The organism is Sorangium sp. So ce296, from assembly GCF_051529605.1.
In the GTDB taxonomy this organism is placed as follows: Bacteria; Myxococcota_A; Polyangia; order Polyangiales; family Polyangiaceae; genus Sorangium; species Sorangium cellulosum_D.
Genome location: NZ_CP150325.1, coordinates 5,821,642 through 5,840,849 on the forward strand (window position 1 = coordinate 5,821,642; position 19,208 = coordinate 5,840,849).

General features: G+C 72.9%; 18 protein-coding genes. 9 read left to right on the top strand and 9 right to left on the bottom strand.

Annotation, left to right across the window (positions count from 1 at the left end; translation table 11 throughout):
* Positions 1-2 precede the first annotated feature (2 nt).
* The gene (locus WME98_RS21660; RefSeq protein WP_437953003.1) at positions 3-1,001 is read right to left on the bottom strand and encodes an SDR family oxidoreductase; all 999 of its coding nucleotides are present in this window, start codon (positions 999-1,001) and stop codon (positions 3-5) included.
* Positions 1,002-1,621: 620 nt separating this feature from the next.
* Between WME98_RS21660 and WME98_RS21665 the strand changes: the two genes are divergently transcribed.
* The 4 genes from WME98_RS21665 (at position 1,622) to WME98_RS21680 (ending at position 3,664) form a co-directional block, all read left to right on the top strand.
* Entirely contained in the window at positions 1,622-1,999 is a 378-nt protein-coding gene (locus WME98_RS21665) for a hypothetical protein (protein ID WP_437953004.1), read from the top strand.
* A 756-nt stretch (positions 2,000-2,755) separates the two neighbouring features.
* A complete protein-coding gene (locus WME98_RS21670) occupies positions 2,756-2,986 on the top strand; it encodes a hypothetical protein (protein WP_437953005.1) in 231 nt (76 codons plus the stop codon).
* A gap of 94 nt (positions 2,987-3,080) precedes the next feature.
* Positions 3,081-3,242 (top strand): hypothetical protein, encoded by a 162-nt coding sequence (locus WME98_RS21675; protein WP_437953006.1) that lies wholly within the window; start codon positions 3,081-3,083, stop codon positions 3,240-3,242.
* On the top strand, positions 3,239-3,664 hold the full coding sequence (locus tag WME98_RS21680; RefSeq protein ID WP_437953007.1) for a hypothetical protein: 426 nt from the start codon (positions 3,239-3,241) through the stop codon (positions 3,662-3,664). The genes WME98_RS21675 and WME98_RS21680 overlap by 4 nt, the downstream gene beginning before the upstream one ends.
* Positions 3,665-3,706: 42 nt before the next feature.
* On the opposite strand, the gene WME98_RS21685 is transcribed toward WME98_RS21680, so the two are convergent.
* Together WME98_RS21685 and WME98_RS21690 are read right to left on the bottom strand one after the other, a co-directional pair.
* Positions 3,707-4,990: an adenylosuccinate synthase gene (locus WME98_RS21685; protein ID WP_061624336.1), complete on the bottom strand. Its 1,284-nt coding sequence runs from the start codon at positions 4,988-4,990 to the stop codon at positions 3,707-3,709.
* Between the two features lie 112 nt (positions 4,991-5,102).
* Complete coding sequence (locus WME98_RS21690) at positions 5,103-6,410, bottom strand: ATP phosphoribosyltransferase regulatory subunit (protein WP_437953008.1); 1,308 nt, start codon at positions 6,408-6,410, stop codon at positions 5,103-5,105.
* Positions 6,411-6,755: 345 nt separating this feature from the next.
* On the opposite strand from WME98_RS21690, the gene WME98_RS21695 reads away from it, so the two are divergent.
* The gene (locus WME98_RS21695; RefSeq protein ID WP_437953009.1) at positions 6,756-7,412 is read left to right on the top strand and encodes an RNA polymerase sigma factor; all 657 of its coding nucleotides are present in this window, start codon (positions 6,756-6,758) and stop codon (positions 7,410-7,412) included.
* Between the two features lie 119 nt (positions 7,413-7,531).
* Here the strand turns inward: WME98_RS21695 and WME98_RS21700 are convergent, their stop codons facing one another.
* On the bottom strand, positions 7,532-8,227 hold the full coding sequence (locus WME98_RS21700) for an HAD family hydrolase (protein WP_437334903.1): 696 nt from the start codon (positions 8,225-8,227) through the stop codon (positions 7,532-7,534).
* 149 nt (positions 8,228-8,376) lie between these two features.
* Positions 8,377-9,276: an Rpn family recombination-promoting nuclease/putative transposase gene (locus WME98_RS21705; protein ID WP_437953010.1), complete on the bottom strand. Its 900-nt coding sequence runs from the start codon at positions 9,274-9,276 to the stop codon at positions 8,377-8,379.
* A 128-nt stretch (positions 9,277-9,404) separates the two neighbouring features.
* On the opposite strand from WME98_RS21705, the gene WME98_RS21710 reads away from it, so the two are divergent.
* Positions 9,405-10,490 (top strand): hypothetical protein, encoded by a 1,086-nt coding sequence (locus WME98_RS21710; protein WP_437953011.1) that lies wholly within the window; start codon positions 9,405-9,407, stop codon positions 10,488-10,490.
* A 201-nt stretch (positions 10,491-10,691) separates the two neighbouring features.
* Positions 10,692-11,930, top strand: coding sequence for a phosphatase domain-containing protein (locus tag WME98_RS21715; RefSeq protein WP_437953012.1), 1,239 nt, complete (start codon positions 10,692-10,694; stop codon positions 11,928-11,930).
* A 72-nt stretch (positions 11,931-12,002) separates the two neighbouring features.
* Here WME98_RS21715 and WME98_RS21720 read toward each other — a convergent pair whose 3' ends face one another.
* The 3 genes from WME98_RS21720 to WME98_RS21730 form a co-directional block, all read right to left on the bottom strand.
* Positions 12,003-12,593 (bottom strand): hypothetical protein, encoded by a 591-nt coding sequence (locus tag WME98_RS21720; RefSeq protein WP_437953013.1) that lies wholly within the window; start codon positions 12,591-12,593, stop codon positions 12,003-12,005.
* Positions 12,594-12,688: 95 nt separating this feature from the next.
* Entirely contained in the window at positions 12,689-13,861 is a 1,173-nt protein-coding gene (locus WME98_RS21725; RefSeq protein ID WP_437953014.1) for an aminotransferase class V-fold PLP-dependent enzyme, read from the bottom strand.
* A 200-nt stretch (positions 13,862-14,061) separates the two neighbouring features.
* Positions 14,062-14,814, bottom strand: a complete 753-nt coding sequence (locus WME98_RS21730; RefSeq protein WP_437953015.1) for a helix-turn-helix domain-containing protein — start codon at positions 14,812-14,814, stop codon at positions 14,062-14,064.
* A 42-nt stretch (positions 14,815-14,856) separates the two neighbouring features.
* Between WME98_RS21730 and WME98_RS21735 the strand changes: the two genes are divergently transcribed.
* Positions 14,857-16,050: a cytochrome P450 gene (locus WME98_RS21735; RefSeq protein WP_437953016.1), complete on the top strand. Its 1,194-nt coding sequence runs from the start codon at positions 14,857-14,859 to the stop codon at positions 16,048-16,050.
* Positions 16,051-16,437: 387 nt separating this feature from the next.
* On the top strand, positions 16,438-17,208 hold the full coding sequence (locus WME98_RS21740) for a hypothetical protein (RefSeq protein WP_437953017.1): 771 nt from the start codon (positions 16,438-16,440) through the stop codon (positions 17,206-17,208).
* Between the two features lie 57 nt (positions 17,209-17,265).
* Here WME98_RS21740 and hisC read toward each other — a convergent pair whose 3' ends face one another.
* Entirely contained in the window at positions 17,266-18,348 is a 1,083-nt protein-coding gene (gene hisC, locus WME98_RS21745) for a histidinol-phosphate transaminase (RefSeq protein WP_437953018.1), read from the bottom strand.
* Between the last annotated feature and the right edge of the window lie 860 nt (positions 18,349-19,208).

Below are 19,208 nucleotides of genomic sequence, written 5' to 3' on the forward strand. Positions count from 1 at the left end.
CGTCACCTCGACGGGAGCAGCCTCGGGCGGAGCCACAGCAGGCCCAGCACGGCGGGCGCGAGGGCGGAGAGGCCGACGATCACGGCGCGCAGGAGCCGCTTCTTGCCGCGCGGCTTCCATCCGCCGCTCACGGCGGTCCCTTCCGGCAGCGGGGTGAACAGGTTGCCGTTCGTCGCGTAGGCGGTGCGGTCGTGCTTCAGGTGCAGCCGGTCGACGCCCCGCGCGAGCAGGCGCTCGGCGAGGCCCGGCGCGACGAGCGACAGCAAGGACAGCTGCCGGGCCGCGCTGCCCACGAACACCTCGCGCCGCGGCCTCCGCGCCAGACGAACGATGGCGCGCGCCACGCGCTCTGGCGGGTACACCGGCGGCATGGCCTTCGGCGTGCGCCCCGTGTAGTTGCCCGCGTGCTGGAAGAACGGCGTGTCGATCGTCGCGGGCAGCACGGTGGAGACGTGGATGTCGCGGGCCCGGAGCACCTGGAGCTCCTGCCTCAGGCTCTGGGACAGGCCGCGGATCGCGTGCTTCGAGGCGACGTAGGCGCTGACGTAAGGCTCGGACAGCCTCGATACCATCGAGCCGACATTGATGAGCACGCCGCTGCCCTGCCGCCGGAACTGGGCCAGGGCGGCGCGGGCGCCGTGGATGTAGCCGAACAGGTTGGTCTCGATGACGCGCCGGTAGGGCTCGGAGGGCGTCTGTTCGAACAGGCCGAAGAGCGTCACCGCCGCGTTGTTGACCCACACGTCGATCCGGCCGAAGGCCTCGGTGGTGCGCCGCGCGATCTCCAGGACGGCGGCCTCGTTCGTCACGTCGGCGGGCACGACGAGCGCCTTGCCCCCGGCCTGCTCGCACTCGGCGGCGAGGTCGCGCAGCGGCTGCTCCCGCCTGGCAGCGAGCGCCACCGCGGCCCCGCGCCTGGCGAACTCCAGCGCCGTCGCGCGGCCGATGCCGCTCGATGCGCCCGTGATCACGACGATCGTATTCCGGAACTTGTCGCGCATGCCTCACCCCCTCTTCTGCGCCCACCCGCGTTGCACGTATGCCCACGCCGTGTTGCGAGCGGCCGCGCGCGGGCGTGGCGTGCGCCGCGGTCACAGGTGGTCGTGGCCCCATGCAAGCGCCGGGCGCGCCGCGTCGAGCCGTGAGGGTGCTTGTGCCGCGCGAGCACCGACGCGCCCGCCTGCGCGGTCGCGTGCCGTCGAGCGCGCCCGCGAGCGCCGGCCGGCGTGAGGAGGCCAGTCTGCGTCCGAGCGCGCAGCGGTGCTCGATCGGGCGCGGCCCGATGCGCCGTTCCGGCGGCGTCTCGATCCCGGCGGCTGGATACGGCTCCAGCATGTCGAGGGTGGGACGCTACGCCGCAGGACCCTCGGGGGCCTCGTGCGCACGGACGCGTCCGCATCGCCGGCGGCTCGGCACGGGCCGCGAACGCAGACGACCTGGGGGACACATCATGCGAAGCATGTTTCTGGTAGTGGTGGCCGCGGTGCCGCTCATGGCTTGCGGGGGCAGCCACGGTCGCGGACAACAGACCTCGCCGGGGACCGGGCACACCGGCGGAGAGACCCCCGGCGGTACCGAGGGAATGGGAACTCCCGGCACGGAGACGACGCCTGGAGGGGAGATGGGAGCTCCGGGAGGAGGCGCCCATGGCGGGGCAGGCACGCAGGGCGGCACGCATGAGTGGGGCAGCGGCACTGGGACGCCGGGCGGGACGACGGGCGGAACCGGCGGGACGCCGGGCGGAACCGGCGGGACGACGGGCGGAACCGGCGGGACGACCGGCGGCTCGGGCACCCACGGGGGCGGCTCTTTTGCGCCGCCGAGCGGCGGGACCGGCACGCCGGGCGGCAGCGGCACCCACGGCGGCAGCGGCACCCACGGCGGCAGCGGCACCCACGGCGGCAGCGGCACCCAGGGAGGCGGCACCCGCACACCGGGCAGCGGCACCCAGGGAGGCAGCGGCACCCAGGGCGGTACGCGCACGCCGGGCGGCGGATGAGCTCGGTGAGCCGGCGCGCCCGCTAGCCCGCACTCCGCCGCACCTGTCGCGGACCGAGACGCCATAGCGCGCTGCTATGCGAACGTGCTCGCTCCGCACGAGGGTCGCGCCGCGATCGCGCCGGCCGATATCGCGTCCGCGGGCACGCCCTTCTCCATCCTCGACCAGAGTAGTGGTCAAATTTGAACATGAAGGCGGGAAGGCGGGAAGACAACATTGATGATCTTCCCGCCTTCCCGCCTTCCCGCCTTCATGTGGACTCTCTCTGGGCAAAGTTGACCACTACCGGCCGCTCGGTCAGGATGCTTTCATATCGCAGGGTATCCTGAGAGCACACGCATGCTGCGCTGCCCTCCATGTTCGTCCCCGAGCTTGGCTGTCGACGACGGATGGCTCTTCGTGCGCGCGGTGGCACGCTGGCACGCTGACACGCTGGCACCGCTGGCACGTGCGTCCGTGGACTCTCACCGTGGCACGGTAATCGGCTGAGCGCCTGCGCGGAACGGATGGCGATCAAGCGCGTCGATGCCGGGCGAGCAAGGGTACGCAGGCTGGTACGTGGGTTGCTCGGGTGCGTGCGCTGGGTGCTCGTAGGTCGCTCGTGTGCCCGTCGCACGTCGATGCGGCGAAGCGCGGCTGACCACGCGAGCGTGGGGCGCAAAGCGAGGCCGGCGCGTGCCTTTCTCGTTCCTGCTTGTAACGCGCGCGCTCCGAACAGAGGACGATTGGGCTGCTGGTGACGGCGAGGAAATTCGTATGGTTCGTATCCGGAAGCTCGTGGGTCTCTCTGGGTCGGCCGTGCCCAGCGCGACGCTCCCGTCGCTCGCGGCCGATATCAAGGACGACGCTGGGGTCGGCTGCGCGGCAGCGCATAGCAACAATACATACGGCCTGCTGCACAACGACTTCGACTTCTTCTCGTGTCTCCTACCCCAGAACAGCCGCATCGATTCGTATCGGGTCGTCGAGAACGACCAGATGGGCTGAGGTGCGGTCATGCGCGCGGGTGCGGTGGTACTTGCAGCGGCGCTCTCGGGCGTCGCGGTCCTGGGCGGCCTGGCTCTCGTGAGCGGAGGTCCCGGTGGAAGAGCTCTTCCACGCGGTTCCGCGGGACCGCATCGGCGGGGCCGCCGCTCGGCGCGTCGGCGAGCCGCTGGGCAACCGCGTCGTCGCCCACTTCGTCCCCAAGGGTCACGACCTGCCCGTGACCGAGCAGCTCGGCACATCGGTGGCAAGCGCATGAGCCCTGGATCGCGTTCTCTCCCTCTCGGCCGAGCTGCCGCGCGCGCCCTGCTCGTCGCGGCCGTCATCGCGGCGCTGTGGGCTTATTTCTTCATGTGGAGGACGGTGAGCATCCGCAGCCACGCGGCGGACAAGACGCTCGTCGTATGGCTAGAGATGGATGGCTCCGCGTCCAGGCAGCTGGTGCTCGACGCTGGCACGCGCGGCTCCACGTTCGTCTGGGGGCGCCCGTCGCGCGATACGTCGCTCGGCGTGTTCGCGCTGCAGAGCAGCGGCTCGGGCCCGATCGGCTCCTGCGGTCATCAGGGCCGGTGGTCACCAGCGTCGGACTATATCGTCATCGTGACAGAGCCGGAGGAAGGGGAGCTGATCGCGTGGTGCGAGCGCGCCTCCACGCTGGACGCGGTGCTCTCCGTCTGGTGAGACGCCGAGAGCCCGCGCCGTCGGGGAGCCGCCCGCTCCCCCTCACGCGAACGCGTTGCGCCGCACGATGGTCGCGTCGCGGTCCGCGCCGACCGACACCACGTCGACCGGCACCCCCGTCTCCTTCTCGACAAGCTCCACGTACTGCCGCGCCGCCGCCGGCAGCTCGGTCATCGAGCGGGCCGCGTCGATCGGCTCGCTCCACTCGGCCACCGGCTCGAGCACCGGCTTCGCCGTCGCGATCTCGTCGATCGGGAACTCCCGCGTCCGCCCCGACGGCGTGTCGTAGGCGACGCACACCTTGAGCTCCGGCATGCCCGTCAGCACGTCGAGCTTCGTCAGCGCGATCCCGTCCAGGCCGTTCACGCGCGCCGCGTAGCGCAGCGCCGGCAGGTCGAGCCAGCCGGTCCGCCGCGGGCGCCCGGTCACCGAGCCGTACTCCCCGCCGACCGACCGCAGCCGCTCGCCCAGCGGGCCGCCGAGCTCGGTCGGGAACGGGCCCTCGCCCACCCGCGTGCAGTACGCCTTCGCCAGGCCGAGCACCCGGCGGATGCGCGTCGGGCCGACCCCGGCGCCCACGCACGCGCCGCCCGCGATCGCCGACGACGACGTGACGAACGGGAACGTGCCGTGGTCGATGTCGAGCAGCGTCCCCTGCGCCCCCTCCAGCAGCACGCGCTCGCCGCGGCGGAGCGCCCCGTCGATGAGCTGCGACGTGTCCGCGAGCAGCGGCGTGATGCGCTTCGCCAGCGGGGTGAGCTCCTCGATGATCGCGTCGAGCGACGGCGGCTCGCCGCCGAGCGCGCGCAACGTCGGCGTCCACGCCTCGAGCGACCGCGAGACCAGCTGCGCCAGCCGCTTCATGTCGCGCAGGTCGCCGAGCCGCGCCCCGCGCCGGGACGCCTTGTCCTCGTAGCACGGCCCGATGCCGCGCTTCGTCGTCCCGAGCCGCGTCCCGTCCGCCGCCGCCGCCTCGCGGAGCGAGTCGACGAGCGGGTGGTACGGCAGGATCAGGTGCGCGCGATCCGACACGAACAGCCGCCCCTGCGTCGAGCAGCCCCGCGCCTCGACCGCGTCGATCTCGGAGACGAGCACCCCCGGGTCGACCACCATGCCCTGCGCCATCACGCACCGGGCGTTTGCGCGGAGAATTCCGCTCGGGATGAGCCGTACGATCAGCTTCTCCCCGCCCACCACCAGCGTGTGTCCGGCGTTGGGCCCGCCGGCGTAGCGCACCACGAGGTCGGCGCTCTCCGTATAAAGGTCGACGACTTTACCCTTGCCCTCGTCGCCCCACTGCGCGCCGACGATCACGATCGCGGTCATTCCGAAGCTCCTCCCGAATCACCTGGCCCGTCCTCGGCCCGCTCGTCCCTCCGAGCGGCTCCGTCCGGGTCCACGTCCGCCTTTACCCCAGGCTCGCGTGCCGAGCGAGCGTCTACTTGCCGCCCGGACGCGGCCCCCTCGTCTTCAGCACGATCGCCTGGGCGGCCGCGGCGTCGTCCAGGCCCGCCGGGACGACGCCCGCCTCGGACCCCGGGCCGCCGGCCGCCCCGCCGCCGCCGGCCGCCGCCTCGACCACGAGCGCCCCGTCCCGCTCGCGCACCAGGTGCGAGAACCGCCAGGACAGCGCGTACCCCTCCGGATCCTGGTCCGGCGCGTGCGTCACGACCGGGACGCCGAGCCCCCGCAGCGCCGCCGCGAGCGGCTCGGCGCGCTCCGCCCGCATCGCGAGGAGCACCCGCAGCGCCGGCTCGTCCGCGGCGCCAGCGACGTCGCGCGCCCACGCCACCGCGTCGAGGTTCAAGCCGAAGCCGACGGCCGGCATCGGCAGCCCGAACCGCGAGAGCAGCATGTCGTAGCGCCCGCCCGCCGCGATCGGCTCCCCCGGGCCGTCGGCGAGCACGTGGAAAATTGCGCCCGTGTAGTAGGCGAGGCCGCGGAGCTCGCCGAGGTCGACGCGGAGCGCCGGGCCGAGCTCCGGGCTCTTCCGCGCCGCGTCCCACAGCGCGCGCAGCTCGGCGAGCGGCGCCTCGGCGGGCGTGCCGGCGAGGAGGCGGCCGGCGCGCTCGAAGACCAGGGCGCCGTCCGGGTCGGCCTCGCCGCCGCCCGCGAGGTCCGGGAGCGCGGCGATGGCGGCGACGATGCGGCGCGGGACGTCGGTCGCCCGCGGGCCGGCGAGCACGGCGGCGAGGCGCGACGCGTCCTTCAGCTCGAGCACCTCGGAGAGCTCGGCCGCGAGTCCCGCCGGGACCGCGTCGAGCAACGCGCGCGCGATCATCGCGTGGCCGAGGTCCACCACGACGTGCTCGAGGCCGGCCTCCCGCACCGCGGAGGCGGCGAGGCGGAGGATCTCCAGGTCGCCGCCGAGCGCGCCGACGCCGTACAGCTCGACGCCGGCCTGCGGGATCTGCCGGTGGCGCCGCGCGCGGCCCTGGCGCCGCCTGAGGACGGTGCCCTCGTAGCAGAGGCGGATCGGGCGGGGCGCGTCGGCGAGCCGCGTGGCCACGAGCCGGGCGATCTGCGGGGTCATGTCCGGGCGCAGCGCGGCGACCTCGCCCGACTCGGGCTCGATGAAGCGCAGCACGTCCGCGGCGTCGAGGGTGCCGAGGCCGCGCTCGAGCACCTCGGCGAACTCGAACGCGGGCAGCGCGACCGGCTCGTAGCCGTGCAGGACGAAGTGATCGAGCACGCGCTTCGCGAGCGCGCGGCGGCGCCGCGCCTCCTCCGGGAGGAGATCGCGCATGCCGGCGGGCAGCGGGTGCGCAAGCGCGCGGGGCGGCGCGGATACGGACGGCGCTGGCCGGTCCATTTCGGGCGTCGGAGCGTGGCGGTCTTCCCCTCGGGGGGCATCCCATCGCGGAGCGTCGCTGGACATGGTGGCCCCGCTTATACCGGCTGAGCACGCGGTGCGCACGCGGCGCGCACGTCCGTTGAGCTTGCCGTGGCAAGCGGTTTGCTGATCGGAGCGCACCACCGGGCCCGTGGGCCGGAAGCGCACGCGGCGCCCTCGACGGAGAGATGGCTCATGGCTCTGACCGCCGTTCCGACCGATGTTCCGAGCGCCACCACGAGGCCCGAGACTCCTCTGGTGCCGTGCGGTCTCACCCCGCCGGGCGCGGTCGGTCCGCGCCCGGCGCCGCGGGCCGCGAGCGCGGGCCCGCTGGCCGAGGTGATCGGCAGGGCGAAGGAGGGGGACCGGGAGTCGCTCGACGAGCTCACGCGGCTCATCCGTCCGCACGTGGAGCGGCAGCTCGCGCGCTACCCGGTGTCGGACGAGGATCGGCTCGACCTCGTGCAGTCGACGCTGCTGCAGGTGGTGCGGACGATCCGCTCGTTTCGCGGCGACTCGAGCTTCACGACGTGGCTGTTCCGGGTGACGGCGAACGAGGCGCTCATGCTGATGCGGTCGCAGCGGCGGCAGCGCGCGCGCATCGTCGAGGGGCTCGATTTCGAGGAGCTCGGCCTGCTCCCGACGATGCGCAGCACCATCGGCGAGGACGACGCCGCGTCGGCGGCGGAGCGGGAGGCGTACGTCCGCGAGGCGCTCTGCGAGCTGCCGGAGGACTACCGCGACGTGGTGCTGGCGCACTACCACGAGGATCTCGGCCTGCAGGAGATCGCGCAGAAGCTCGCGGTGAGCGAGAGCGCCGTGCGATCGCGGCTCCACCGCGCGCGCGTGCGGCTGCGCGCGATCCTCAACGCGACCGCGTTCGGCCGGGAGATCGCCGAGGGCGTCGCGGCCTGAGGGGCGGCGCGGGCGGAAAGGCCGCGCGGGCGGAAAGGCCGCGCGCGGGCGGAAAGGCCGCGCGGTGGAAAGACCGCGCGGGCGGATAGGCCGGGCGGGCGGAAAGGCCGCGCGCGGCGCTAGCGCAGGACGGAGATCCGGGCGGTCGCGTCGCGCCAGCGGCGGAGGACGTCCCAGAGCTCGTTCAGCGTGCGGAGGATCACATCGGGGTGGGCGCTGAGCAGCTCCTGCTCCGAGGCGAAGCCGCCGAGGACGGCGATCGACCGCGCGCCTGCGCGGCGCGCGCACTCGATGTCCTGGGGGCCGTCGCCGACCATCACCATCCTGCGCGGCTGGATGCCGAGGAGCTCCGCGAGGTGGAGCAGCGGCGCGGGCGACGGCTTCTTGTCGGCGACGTCGCCGCCGGCGACCACGGCGTGGAAGCGCGCGCCGACGCCGAGCGCGGCGAGCACCGCGTCGGTGGTCGAGCGCGGCTTGTTGGTGCAGACGCAGAGCGAGAGATCGCCGACGTCCGAGAGCTTCTCGATGATGTCCTGCGCGCCCGGCATCCAGCGCGTGAAATCGAGCGGGTGCCGCTCGTAGTAGGCGAGGAAGTGCCGGAGGACCTCATCGGCGTCGTCGGACGACTCGGGGAGCCTGGCCGCGCGCGCGCACAGCGCGCGGGCGCCGTCGCCCACGTACCGGACGATCACCTGCCCCGGCAGCGGGGCGCGCCCCGTCGCCTCGAGCGCATGGTTCACCGCCGCCACGATGTCGCCTCGGCTGTCGATCAGCGTGCCGTCGAGATCGAACACGACCGCTGTAGGAGCCATCATCGCCCCGGAGCCTACGCCGGCGCCCTCGCTGACGGAAGGTGTGGCGAGCGCCGAGGTCACAGCTCCCGGGAGTGAAATGTGGCGGGACGATTCGAGCGCAGCTGCCGCGCTACGGCTGAGCTCGCGGGGGGGCCGCACGGTCCCGGCGCTCAGGGGTCCCAGCCCTGGCGCGCCTTGATCCGGGCGAGCAGCGCCGAGAGCCCCGCCGCGTCCAGCGCCGCCATCTCCTGCCGCCGCGCCTCGGTCAGCGCGATCCCCAGGACCTCGCAGAGGGCCTCGATGCCCTGCCGGAGTCCCTCCTCCTGTCCCTCCCTCCGGCCTTCCGTCCGCGCCAGCGAGAGGGCCCCTCGCTCGTCCTGGAGCGCCATGCCCGCGCGGAGGTAGGCCTCCCACTCCTCCTCGGTGAAGCCGGCGGTCCTCGCGGCCTCGAGCGCGTCGACATAGGGCGGCTGCGCGAGCACCTCGGGGACCATGGTCAGGTTCTCCGCCTCGCGGAAAAAGTAGGCCCACCTCTCGACGACCGTCTGCGGCGGCCGGCTCACGTCGTACTTGGGCAGCTCGAGGAACACGAACTGGAGCTGCCCGAGGCCCCGCTCGCCGCCGTGCTGTTCCTGCATGCGCCAGCGGCTCAGCATCGGAACGCGACGGCCCTCGCCGCTCGGCCAGAGCTCGAAATCGCAGATCGTGATCCCGATGATGTCGTTGAGCTCGGGGTAGAGCTGGCCCCGGCCGAGCTGGCCGACATAGGCCTTCGCGACGTTGTACACCACGCGCTTCTCGAAGCCCTCCACGTTGAGCACCTGCATCTCGACCATGTACGTGACCCCGCGCGCGTCGCGGCATTTCACGTCGACGATCGAGTGCTTGAGCTCGGCGACCGCGGGGCGCTGCTCCGGGGCGAGCAGCTCGACCGACACGATACGGTGCGGCTCGTCCAGCTCGAGCAGCCCGTTCAGGAGCGCGACGATCAGGTCCTTCTGCTCCTCGCTGCCGAACAGCCTCTTGAACACGAAGTCGGTCTTGGGATCGGCGAAGACGGGTCGCGCCATCGGGCACCTCGGGCCGGCCGCGCCGCGGGGCACGCCGGCGGCGAAGGATACCGCGTCCTCCCGGGCCCGGAAGCAGGTCGCGCGGGCCTTGGGCCGGCGCCACGTCGGGGCGTAGACTGACAGGCACCATGGACGGTGCGGCACGCCTGCTCGCGTGGTTCCACGAGGCCCTCGCGCGCCACCAGCCGGACGACGCGGTCTCGTTCATGGAGGCGCAGGCGCGCTTCACCTCGGTGCTGCAGGGCCTGATCGCGGTGGAGCGAGGCGGCGGGATGCTGTTCGGGATGGTCCTCGTCGGCGAGCACGTCGACGCGCTCGTGCGCGCGGCGCTCCCGGCGCTCGGGGAGACGGCGCAGGCCTTCCGCGCGCACTTCGAGCGGCGCTACGGCGAGCGCGGCCGCAAGGAGGTCGCCCGCATCGCCGCCGACCTCCGCTACGCGCCGTTCCTCGACCGCGGCCCCCTCCGCCCCGACCCGGCCGTCGACGAGGCGCTCGCGCAGCTCATCGACGCTTGCCTCGACCCGCGCCGCGCCGCGCCCGACGCGGACGGGCGGGGCGCGGCGCCCGCGGACGACCGGCTGGAGGACACCCTCCGCAGCGCCCTGGTGCGGGGCAGCTTCGCCTCCTCCGCGCCGCGCGCCGGCTGGTCCGTCGCGGTGAAGACCCCCTCTCCGGAGCGCCGGCGCGAGGTGGCCGAGGTCGAGGCGCAGCGCGGGGCGCTTCACCCGCAGATCGAGGCGCTCTATGCCGCCATCGACGGCCTCGCCCTCCTCGACGCGGGCGGCGCGCCCTCCCGGGTGCCGTGGCCCGCGGCGCTCCCGCCGGCGGCGATCGTCGTCCTGTCGCCGCTCGCGCGGGGGACCGTCCTCCGCAAATCGACCTCGTCGAGCAGGATGGGAGCGATGGAGCTCCTCACGCTCGCCCGGCTGCCGGGGCACATCGTGCACACGGAGTCCGACCGCGGCGTCGAGATCGAGCTCACGGTGGCCATGTACCTCGCGGTTCGCGCGGGGACCGCGGAGATCTACCTGACCGCCGGCGACTACGCTTCTCCGGCGCACTTGCTCGCGCCCGATCTCGTGAGCTTCCTGCGCGCGCTCCGCGGCGCGGGGCCGCGCCTCGACGGCGTCCTCGTGGCCCTCTCGGAGGTGCTCGGCGGCGGCGCGTCGGCCCTCGCGGAGGTGCTCCGCGGCCGCGCGCCGGCGGTCGAGTGAGCCCCGGCGGCGGGTAGTGGTCAACTTTGCCCAGAGAGAGTCCACATGAAGGCGGGAAGGCGGGAAGATTATTAAGGTTTTCTTCCCGCCTTCCCGCCTTCATGTTCAAATTTGTCCACTACCCGGCGGCGCGCCCTCGCGGCACCGCGGGATCTCCGGCCGGACAGGGCGCCGGCAGATGCCTTATCCTGCGGGGGCGCCATGACGATCGACGCCACCCCCGACGCGCCCATCCCGTCGGTGCTGCCGAAGCTCGACGAGATCCGGCAGCGCATGGCCTCGCACACCGACCGGCGGGACGAGCGGCGGATCCTCGAGATCCTCGCCGGAGCGACCGCCGCCGAGCTCGACGAGCTGCTCGTCCTGCTCGACCTGCCCGCGCTGCTCGGCGACCTCGACGATCGCCTCCTCGGCCCCGACAACCGCACCGCGCTGCTCGAGCTCTTGACCGCCGAGCGCCTCGGCGACCTCGGCGTCCCGGCGCGCGCCGCGCTCGCCTCGGCGCTGCAGCGCGGACGCACGGGCCGCCGCGACGAGCAGGCGCTGCGCCGCCTCTGGCTCGGCACGCGCGGCGCCGACGTCACGCGGCTCAAGAACGCGCTCGACGGCCGGGGCCGCTACCACGACCTCCACCAGCTTTTTTATCACGACATCGACGACGACGACCTGCGCGAGGAGCTCCTCGCGCACGTCGCGGCCGAGGCCGTCCCGACGGGCGAGGTGAAGATCCTCTCCGACATCGACGACACCTTCTATGCGAACTGGATGGACGCGCGGTATCCGAAGAAGACCGTCTATCCCGGCGTCCTCCAGTTCTACGCGGAGCTCGACCGCGGGCCGGGCCCGGAGCCCGGGCGGGCCGGCGACCTGACCTTCGTCACGGCCCGCCCCGGCGACCGCCTCGGCCTCGTCGAGGACGCGACGCTGAGGGCGCTCGCCGCGCGCGGCCAGCTCGCCGCGACCGTGCTCGCGGGCTCGTTCACGCGCCTCATCGGCAATCGCGCGATCGCGGAGAAGAAGCTCGAGAACTTCCTGGAATACCGGCGGCTGTACCCCGAATACGGCTTCGTCTTCGTCGGCGACAGCGGGCAGGGCGACATCCATTTCGGTCAGCGGATGCTCGAGCTCGCGCCGGAGTCGGTCCAGGCGATCTTCATCCACGACGTCGTCGCGACGCCCGAGCGCGCGCGGCAGGAGCTCGCGGTCTCGGGCGTGCACCTGTTCGACACGTACGTCGGCGCGGCCGCCGTGGCGCTCGAGCGCGCCCTCGTCGGCCCGGAGGGCGCGGCGCGCGTGGCCGAGGCCGCGCTCGAGGCGTTCGCCGCGATCCCGTTCCCGTCGCACGACGGCCGCGAGCCGCGCCGCCTCGAGATGGCGCGCGACCTCGCGCGGCTCAACGAGCTCCTGCCGCCGTCGCTGCGGATAGCGACGAGCCTGTGAGCCGCGCTCCGAGGGACTCGAGCTCGACGCGAGGAGGGAAGACGGCGACGTCGTCCTCCTCGAGGTGAACGATCAGGGGATGTTGAAAAACTCCTGACAGCAGCCCTTCTTTACCCCGCACGGGTCGGGCAGGGCTTCTTGACAGGTCCCGACCTCCACGCTGTTGACGAGGCAGACGCACGTCGTCGTGCCGCCAGCGGGCGTGTCGCACCGCATCTCGTGCCGCTTGCCCAGGCACGTGGCCTCGCACGAGCACGTCGTCGCGCCGTCCTCGCCGCCTCCGCCGGAGCACAGCTCGCCGCCGGCGCATCCGTGCGTCTCCATGCACGTCTCCAGCGCGACCATCTGCTCCTGGCACGAGGGGGGCACGTCGCGCGGACACGTGGAAGCGTAGGGCAGGGCGCACGTGAAGAGCACGGCGGCCTTGTCCTCGCACAAGCCGCCGGCGTCCTCGATCCGGTCGTCGCAGAAGTCCTCGCAGTCCGACTCCTGAGGTTCGCAGCCGCTCGCATTGCGAGCGTTGCAGAAGTTCATGCACGCTTGCTTGGCATCCAAGCCGTCCGAGCCGCCCGAGCCGGCGCCACCCGACCCCACAGGCTCCTTGTCGTCATCGGCAGAGCCGCACGCCGCGAGCAGGCCCATCGCGCTCACGCACAGCGTCATCCCAAGGTCATTCAGAAGGTTCCGCATCGCGCGATGCTAGCCGGGGCCGCGCGCGCGGAGAACGCCGAGCAACAAGCGGACGCCGCGCCTCCCCCTCAGGCCGCGCCGACCGCGGCGACGAAGCGATCCACCTCGGATTCGTCGTTGTAGTAATGGACCGAGGCGCGCACCAGATCGGGAATCCCGCGCGCCTCGAAGTCGAGCAGCGTCCCCGCCGCGGTCGACACGCTGACGTGGATCGCCTGGGCGCCGAGCCGCGCCTTGACGGCCGCGGCGTCCTCGCCGTCCCGGGTGAAGGTCACGATGCCGCAGCGCTGCTCCCCGAGATCGCGCACGGCGACCCCGGGGAGCTCGGCCAGCCGCGCGCGCAGGCGCTCGGCCAGCGCGCAGACCCGGTCGCGGATCGCGGGCAGGCCCAGCCGGAGCGCGTACTCGGCCGCCGCGCCGAGCCCGAGCCGCCCGGCGACGTAGCTCTCCCAGTTCTCGAAGCGCCGGGCGTCCGGCCGCAGCTCGTACCGGCCCGGCGCGGTCCAGGTGGCCGCGTGCAGGTCGAGGAACGGCGGCTCCAGCCGGTCGAGCAGCGCGCGCCGCACGTAGAGGAAGCCGGTGCCGCGCGGCCCGCGCAGGTACTTGCGACCGGTCGCCGACAGGAAGTCGCAGCCGATCGCCTCGACGTCGATCGGCAGCTGCCCCACCGACTGGCAGGCGTCGAGCAGGAAGGGCACGCCCGCCGACCTGGCCCGGCGGCCGATCGCCTCCGCCGGGTTGACCAGCCCGCCGTTCGTCGGCACGTGGGTGATCGCGATCAGCTTCACCCGCTCGTCGAGCAGGCGATCGAGCGCGGACAGCGAGACCGCGCCGCGCTCGTCGCTCGGGATCGGGACGATCTCCGCGCCGGTACGCCGCGCGACCTGCAAGAACGCGATGTAGTTCGAGGCGTACTCGGCCCGCGCGGTCAGGATGCGATCGCCCGGGCCGAAGCGGAGCGAGTAGAACGCCATGTCCCAGGCGCGCGTCGCGTTCTCGACCAGCGCGATCTCGTCCGGCGCCGCGCCGATGAGCCGCGCGACCGACCCGTACACCGCCGCGAGCCGCTCGCCCGCCTCCGCCTCGGCCTCGTAGCCGCCGATGGCCGCCTCGCGCCGCAGGTGCTCGACCACCGTGTCGACCACCGCGGCCGGGGGCAGCGACGACCCCGCGTTGTTGAAGTGCAGGACGCTGGCGCAGGCCGGGGTGTCGCGGCGCAGCGCGGCGATATCCATCGTCATGACGTCATCTCCTCGCCAGGCCGACACGCTGCCGGCGGCAGTGCTCAAAATGGAACATGAAGGCGGTAAGGCGGGAAGAAAAGATCAATGATCTTCCTGCCTTCCCGCCTTCATGGGAACTCTCTCCGGGCAAACTTGAGCACCACGCTGCCGGCAGGGCAGCACCACGTCAATCGCAGAGGCCGCCGCCGGGCGCGGGCTCACTGCATCAGCCCGGTGCGCAGCTCGGTCGGGGAGTAGCCGAGCATGCGGCGGCAGGTCCGCGAGAAGTGCGCGAGGTCGGCGAACCCCGCGGCGTGGGCGGCGCCCGTCGCGTCGAGGCGGGCGAACGCCGCCAGCGCGACCAGGAGCCGGCGCCAGAGCTGGAAGGTGCGGATCGGCACCCCCACGTCGCGCACGAACAGCGCCTGCAAGTGCGCCTCGGAGATCCCGGCGTGCGCGACCGCGCGCCGCCGGTCCCCCGCCGGATCGCGCAGCGCCTCGAGGACGCGGGCGACGCGCCCGTCCGGGGCGCGCCTCGGCGACTCCTGCGCGAGCCAGGCCGCGATCTCCCGGGCGAGGCCGTCGAGGACGTCGGGGCGCGACAGGGACGCGCGGTGCGCCGCCACGGCCCCGTCGACGCGCGCGAGGAGGCGGCCCTCGAGCGGGCAGGCCCCGCCGCGCTGGCGCGTGTAGCCCGCCACGTACGGCGTCACCTCGGGGTCGTAGAGGAGCCCGATCGTGGGCCCGGGGCACGAGGCGGCGTGCCACTGGTCCGGGGGCACCACGACCACGCGCCCGCGCACGACGCCGCCGCCCGGCTCCGGCGCGGTCACCGTGACGTCGCTCTCCAGCCCGACCAGGACCGCCGCGCCGTGCTCGGCGTGGAGGGACGACGCCATCGCCGTCGAGGCGCGCACCGCGAAGGACTCCGCGATCACGGCGCCGATCCGGGATTCGTTCAAGCGGCCCACGCCCTCGAATCCTACCGTGGCTCGCGACGGAGGTCGTGAGCGATGAACCTGTTCTCGGACGAGATGCGCCGAAACCCTTACCCCCTGTACGACCAGCTCCGGAGCAGCTCTCCCGTGCTCCACTATCCCCCCTCGGACACATGGATGATCTTCGACTACGACGGGGTGAAGCGGGCGCTCCACGACCATGAAGCGTTCAGCTCCGTCGTGTCGCCGCCGGGCAACAGGACCTCCGAGTGGCTCCTCTTCATGGACCCGCCGCGCCACGCGAAGCTGCGCGCCCTCGTCCAGCGCGCCTTCACCCCGAGGGCCGTGGCGGCGCTCGAGCCGCGCGTCCGCGAGCTGTCGCGCGGGCTCCTGGACCGCGCGATCGAGCGCGGCGAGATGGATCTGGTCGAGGGCTACACGGTCCCGCTCCCCCTGCTCGTCATCTCCGAGATGCTCGGCGCGCCGATCGAGGACCAGCCGCGGTTCAAGCGCTGGAGCGACGTGATCCTCGACCTCAGCACCACGGTCTCGGGCACCGAGGCGGGGGCCCGGGCGATCGCCGCGTTCACCGCGGTGAGCGCCGAGATGCAGGCCTACCTGAGGGGCCTCATCGCGGAGCGGCGGGAGGCGCCGAGGGACGATCTCCTGACCCGGCTCGTCGACGCCGAGGTCGACGGCGAGCGGCTGGGCGAGGACGAGATCCTGGGCTTCTTCCAGCTCCTCCTCGTGGCCGGCCACGAGACGACCACGAACCTGATCGGCAACGCCGTCCTGTGCCTGCTCGAGGACAGGGCCGCGCTCGCCCGCGTCCGGGCCGAGCCCGAGCTCCTGCCCGCCGCGATCGAGGAGGTCCTGCGCTACCGCTCGCCGGTCCAGGCGATGTTCCGCGTGACGAAGCGCGACGTCCCGATGCACGGCCAGGTGATCCCGGCCGGCAAGCCGGTGCTGGTGATGATCGGCTCGGCGAACCGAGATCCGCAGCAGTTTCGCGATCCCCACCGCTTCGACATCGCGCGCGATCCGAACCCGCACGTCGCGTTCGGGCACGGGCTCCACTTCTGCCTCGGGGCGCCGCTCTCGCGCCTCGAGGCCAGGATCGCGCTGTCGGATCTCGTGACGCGGCTCACGGACCTCCGGCTCGCGAGCGACGCGCCGTGGGAGCCGCGCCGGGCGATCCACGTGCTCGGCCCGACCCGCCTGCCGATCCGCTTCGCGCCGGGGCCGCGCCTCGACCGGTCCGAGACGTAAGCGCCCCTCCACGCGCGGAGCGTCCGGCAGACCTCAGGTCTGCCGGCCTGATGCCTGCGGGCCGCACCCGCTCCGCCGCGCGGTCCGGCCGGAGCGGCCGCGCCTCGACGGCCCGCCGGTCCGGCGGGCCGCCGGGCGCGTCCAGCGCGGCGCGTGGCGCCCGCGGCGGCGACCCATGCGCCGCCGACGGCACGATCGCGGGTCGCTCGCGACGCCTCCCACCCCTGGCACCGCCATTGCTCAACCTCGCTGACGCCGGTGCGGCGCGCTCGACGCGGCGGCGACGGCGCGGCCCTCGGCGGCGCTCTCGTCGCGCGCGGCGCGAGGGCGCCGGCGAACCGCCGTCCCGTCGCCGAGGCGGCCGACAGGACAGGCATCGAGGAATCCATGAGCGAGCAGACCTCCATCAAGGTCGTTGTTCCACGCGAGATGACGCCGGACGAAAAGCAGATCCTCGTCGACGAGCTCTATGCCCTCCGCCGCCGGATCTTCGAGGGCGCGCAGCGGAAGCGGAGCTTCGCCAGCCACGTCGTCGAGGCCGGCGCGGAGCACGGCGCGATCGTGCTCCACCGGGGCGCGGGCGGTCAGCTCGTCGGCTATTTCGCGGTCGAGATCCTCGAGCGGGAGTCCTCCGGCGCGACGGTCGCGATCTTCCGCGGCGAGTCCGGCGCGCTCGGCGGGCGCTCCGGCGGCGATGGCGCCCTGCGCCTCGTCGGCGATGTCGTCCTGCGGCTCGTCCTGGAGCGGCTGATCCGCTACATGCTCGCCCACCCGGGTCGACCGGTCCATTGCCTGTGCTCGCTCGCGCACCCGTCGAGCTACGCGCTGTTCTCGCGGTTCGTCGACATCACCCACACGGGCCCGGTCGAGAGCCAGGTGGCGGGCGCCGACGCGCTCATGGCGGAGCTCGCCGCCTCGTTCGATCTCGAGTCGAGCGAGCATGGCAGCCCGCTCGTCTTCGAGGCCGGGCGGGCGGACGAGCCCGCCGACGACTGCGGCTTTCTGCACCTCTACGAGAACCCGTCGGTCCGTTGCTTCGTGTCGGCGCACCCCGGCACGGCGGAGGGGCGCGGGCTGGTCACGCTCGTGCCGCTGAGCCTGGGCGGCATGGTGCGCGCGGCGGCGCGCTATGCGGGGCCGGCGTCGAAGCGCGGGTAGGGGGCGCCTCGCCGAGCGCGCTTCAGCGCGCCCGGCGGGCCGGCGCTCCCGAGGGCATCACTTCAGCGCGTCCGCCAGGCTGTCGAGGAAGCGCTGGTTCTCGCGCTCGGTGCCGATGGTGACGCGCAGGCTGGTCGGCAGGTTGCCGAACGGCCGCACGATGACGCCCTTGCGGAGCAGGGCGTCGTAGACGGGGCGCGCTGGCCGCCCCACGTCGACGAGCACGAAGTTCGCCTGGCTCGGCGCCACCGACAGCCCGAGCCGGGTGAGCTCGCGCGTGAGCCGGTCGCGCTCGCGGAGGTTCAGCGCGCGGCTGTTCCCGACGTGCTCGGCGTCGTCGAGCGCCGCGATGGCGGCCGCCTGCGCGATCGCGCTCACGTTGAACGGCGCGCGCGTCCGGTTCATGTAGTCGATGAGCTTGGCCGGGCCCACGGCGTAGCCGACGCGGAGGCCGGCGAGGCCGTAGATCTTCGAGAAGGTGCGCACGACGAGGAGCCGCTCGCGGAGGTGGCGGAGGCGCATGGAGTCCGGGAAGTCCGGCGCGTCGGTGTACTCGATGTACGCCTCATCCATGACGATGACGACCTCGGGCGGCACCTCCTTGAGCAGGCGCTCGACCGCGCCGCGGCTCACGTGCGTGCCGGTCGGGTTGTTCGGGTTCGCGACGAAGAGGAGGCGCGTCTTCGGGGTGACGGCCGCGGCCATGGCCTCGAGGTCGTGGCGCAGGTCCCGCAGCGGCACGGCGGTGAACGGGACGCCGTACGCGAGCGCGGCGAGCTTGTAGACGACGAAGGCCGGATCGCCGAAGACGATGTGCGACCCCGGCGTCGCGAAGGTGTGCACCATGAGGTCGAGCAGCTCGTTCGAGCCGTTGCCCTGGACGACCTCTTCCATGGCGACGCCGTGGATCGCCGCGAGCCGTTCGCGGAGCCGGTAGGCCGACGCGTCCGGGTAGAAGTGCATGTTCGCGATCTCCCGGCGCGCCGCCTCGACGGCGCGCGGGCTCGGGCCGAGCGGGTTCTCGTTCGAGGCGAGCTTCACGGCGTCGGTCACGCCGAGCTCGCGCGCGAGCTCCTCGATCGGCTTTCCCGCTTCGTAGGGAGCGAGCATCTCGACGGTAGGCAGAACAAGCGCAGACATGGGTCCGCACGGTATCACACCTACGACGCGCCGCGCGAGCGTGCGGCGCCATGCGCCAGCCCGGCGCGGTCGCCGAGGCGGCTGCCGGGAGGTCGATGAAGGGCGCTGAGATGTGCGAGGGAAGAGCTCAACGCAAAAAATGCGGAGGCGTGAAGGCGCAAAAAAGAGAGGGGAGATTTAACGCAAAAGCGCAAAGGCGCAAAAAAAGAGAGGGGGATTTAACGCAAAGGCGCAAAGGCGCAAAGGCGCAAAAAAGAGAGAGGGGAGATTTAACGCAAAGGCGCAAGGGGGCAAAAGGGAGTTGCTTGCCAGAGCGGGGAGCATCGGGGCTGGTACGGCCATCCTGGTGAAGGCATCTCCAAGGACATCAAGGGCGCATGCGATGAGCTCCCAACATCCAGGACGACCGTGCCTGTCTCGTCGTCGCTCATCCCATCCCGCCTTTTTGCGTCTTTGCGCCTTTGCGCCTTTGCGTTGAAATCTCTCCCTCTCGACCATCTCAGCGGCACGGTGAGACCCTCCGCGGGAGCCCTCCGCGGGAGATCGAGACCACTCAGCTCGCGACGGAGCCCCCCGCGCCGACCCCGGGACACCTCGGAAGCCGCTCCACACCCCGATCCGTGAGCACCGGAGCACACATAGCGTCATTTTGTAGGCCGCTCTGTAAACGGCGGGGCACACGTAGTGTCATTTTGTAGGCCGTTCTGTAAACGGCGGGGCACACGTAGTGTCATTTTGCAGGCCGCTCTGTAAACGGCGGGGCACACCTGGCGTCCCTCCCCGCAGCCCCGCGGTGTTCCTCGCCGCTCCTCCCACCTCCCCACGGCTCCACCGCCCTCCGCTCCCCGCGCGCCAGGGCC

Bases quoted from the DNA above. Each gene is read 5' to 3' on its own strand.
- WME98_RS21660 (WP_437953003.1), bottom strand. From the start codon at position 1,001: ATGCGCGACAAGTTCCGGAATACGATCGTCGTGATCACGGGCGCATCG.
- WME98_RS21665 (WP_437953004.1), top strand. From the start codon at position 1,622: ATGGGAGCTCCGGGAGGAGGCGCCCATGGCGGGGCAGGCACGCAGGGC.
- WME98_RS21670 (WP_437953005.1), top strand. From the start codon at position 2,756: ATGGTTCGTATCCGGAAGCTCGTGGGTCTCTCTGGGTCGGCCGTGCCC.
- WME98_RS21680 (WP_437953007.1), top strand. From the start codon at position 3,239: ATGAGCCCTGGATCGCGTTCTCTCCCTCTCGGCCGAGCTGCCGCGCGC.
- WME98_RS21685 (WP_061624336.1), bottom strand. From the start codon at position 4,990: ATGACCGCGATCGTGATCGTCGGCGCGCAGTGGGGCGACGAGGGCAAG.
- WME98_RS21690 (WP_437953008.1), bottom strand. From the start codon at position 6,410: ATGCGCGATCTCCTCCCGGAGGAGGCGCGGCGCCGCCGCGCGCTCGCG.
- WME98_RS21700 (WP_437334903.1), bottom strand. From the start codon at position 8,227: ATGATGGCTCCTACAGCGGTCGTGTTCGATCTCGACGGCACGCTGATC.
- WME98_RS21705 (WP_437953010.1), bottom strand. From the start codon at position 9,276: ATGGCGCGACCCGTCTTCGCCGATCCCAAGACCGACTTCGTGTTCAAG.
- WME98_RS21710 (WP_437953011.1), top strand. From the start codon at position 9,405: ATGGACGGTGCGGCACGCCTGCTCGCGTGGTTCCACGAGGCCCTCGCG.
- WME98_RS21715 (WP_437953012.1), top strand. From the start codon at position 10,692: ATGACGATCGACGCCACCCCCGACGCGCCCATCCCGTCGGTGCTGCCG.
- WME98_RS21720 (WP_437953013.1), bottom strand. From the start codon at position 12,593: ATGACGCTGTGCGTGAGCGCGATGGGCCTGCTCGCGGCGTGCGGCTCT.
- WME98_RS21725 (WP_437953014.1), bottom strand. From the start codon at position 13,861: ATGACGATGGATATCGCCGCGCTGCGCCGCGACACCCCGGCCTGCGCC.
- WME98_RS21735 (WP_437953016.1), top strand. From the start codon at position 14,857: ATGAACCTGTTCTCGGACGAGATGCGCCGAAACCCTTACCCCCTGTAC.
- WME98_RS21740 (WP_437953017.1), top strand. From the start codon at position 16,438: ATGAGCGAGCAGACCTCCATCAAGGTCGTTGTTCCACGCGAGATGACG.
- hisC (WP_437953018.1), bottom strand. From the start codon at position 18,348: ATGTCTGCGCTTGTTCTGCCTACCGTCGAGATGCTCGCTCCCTACGAA.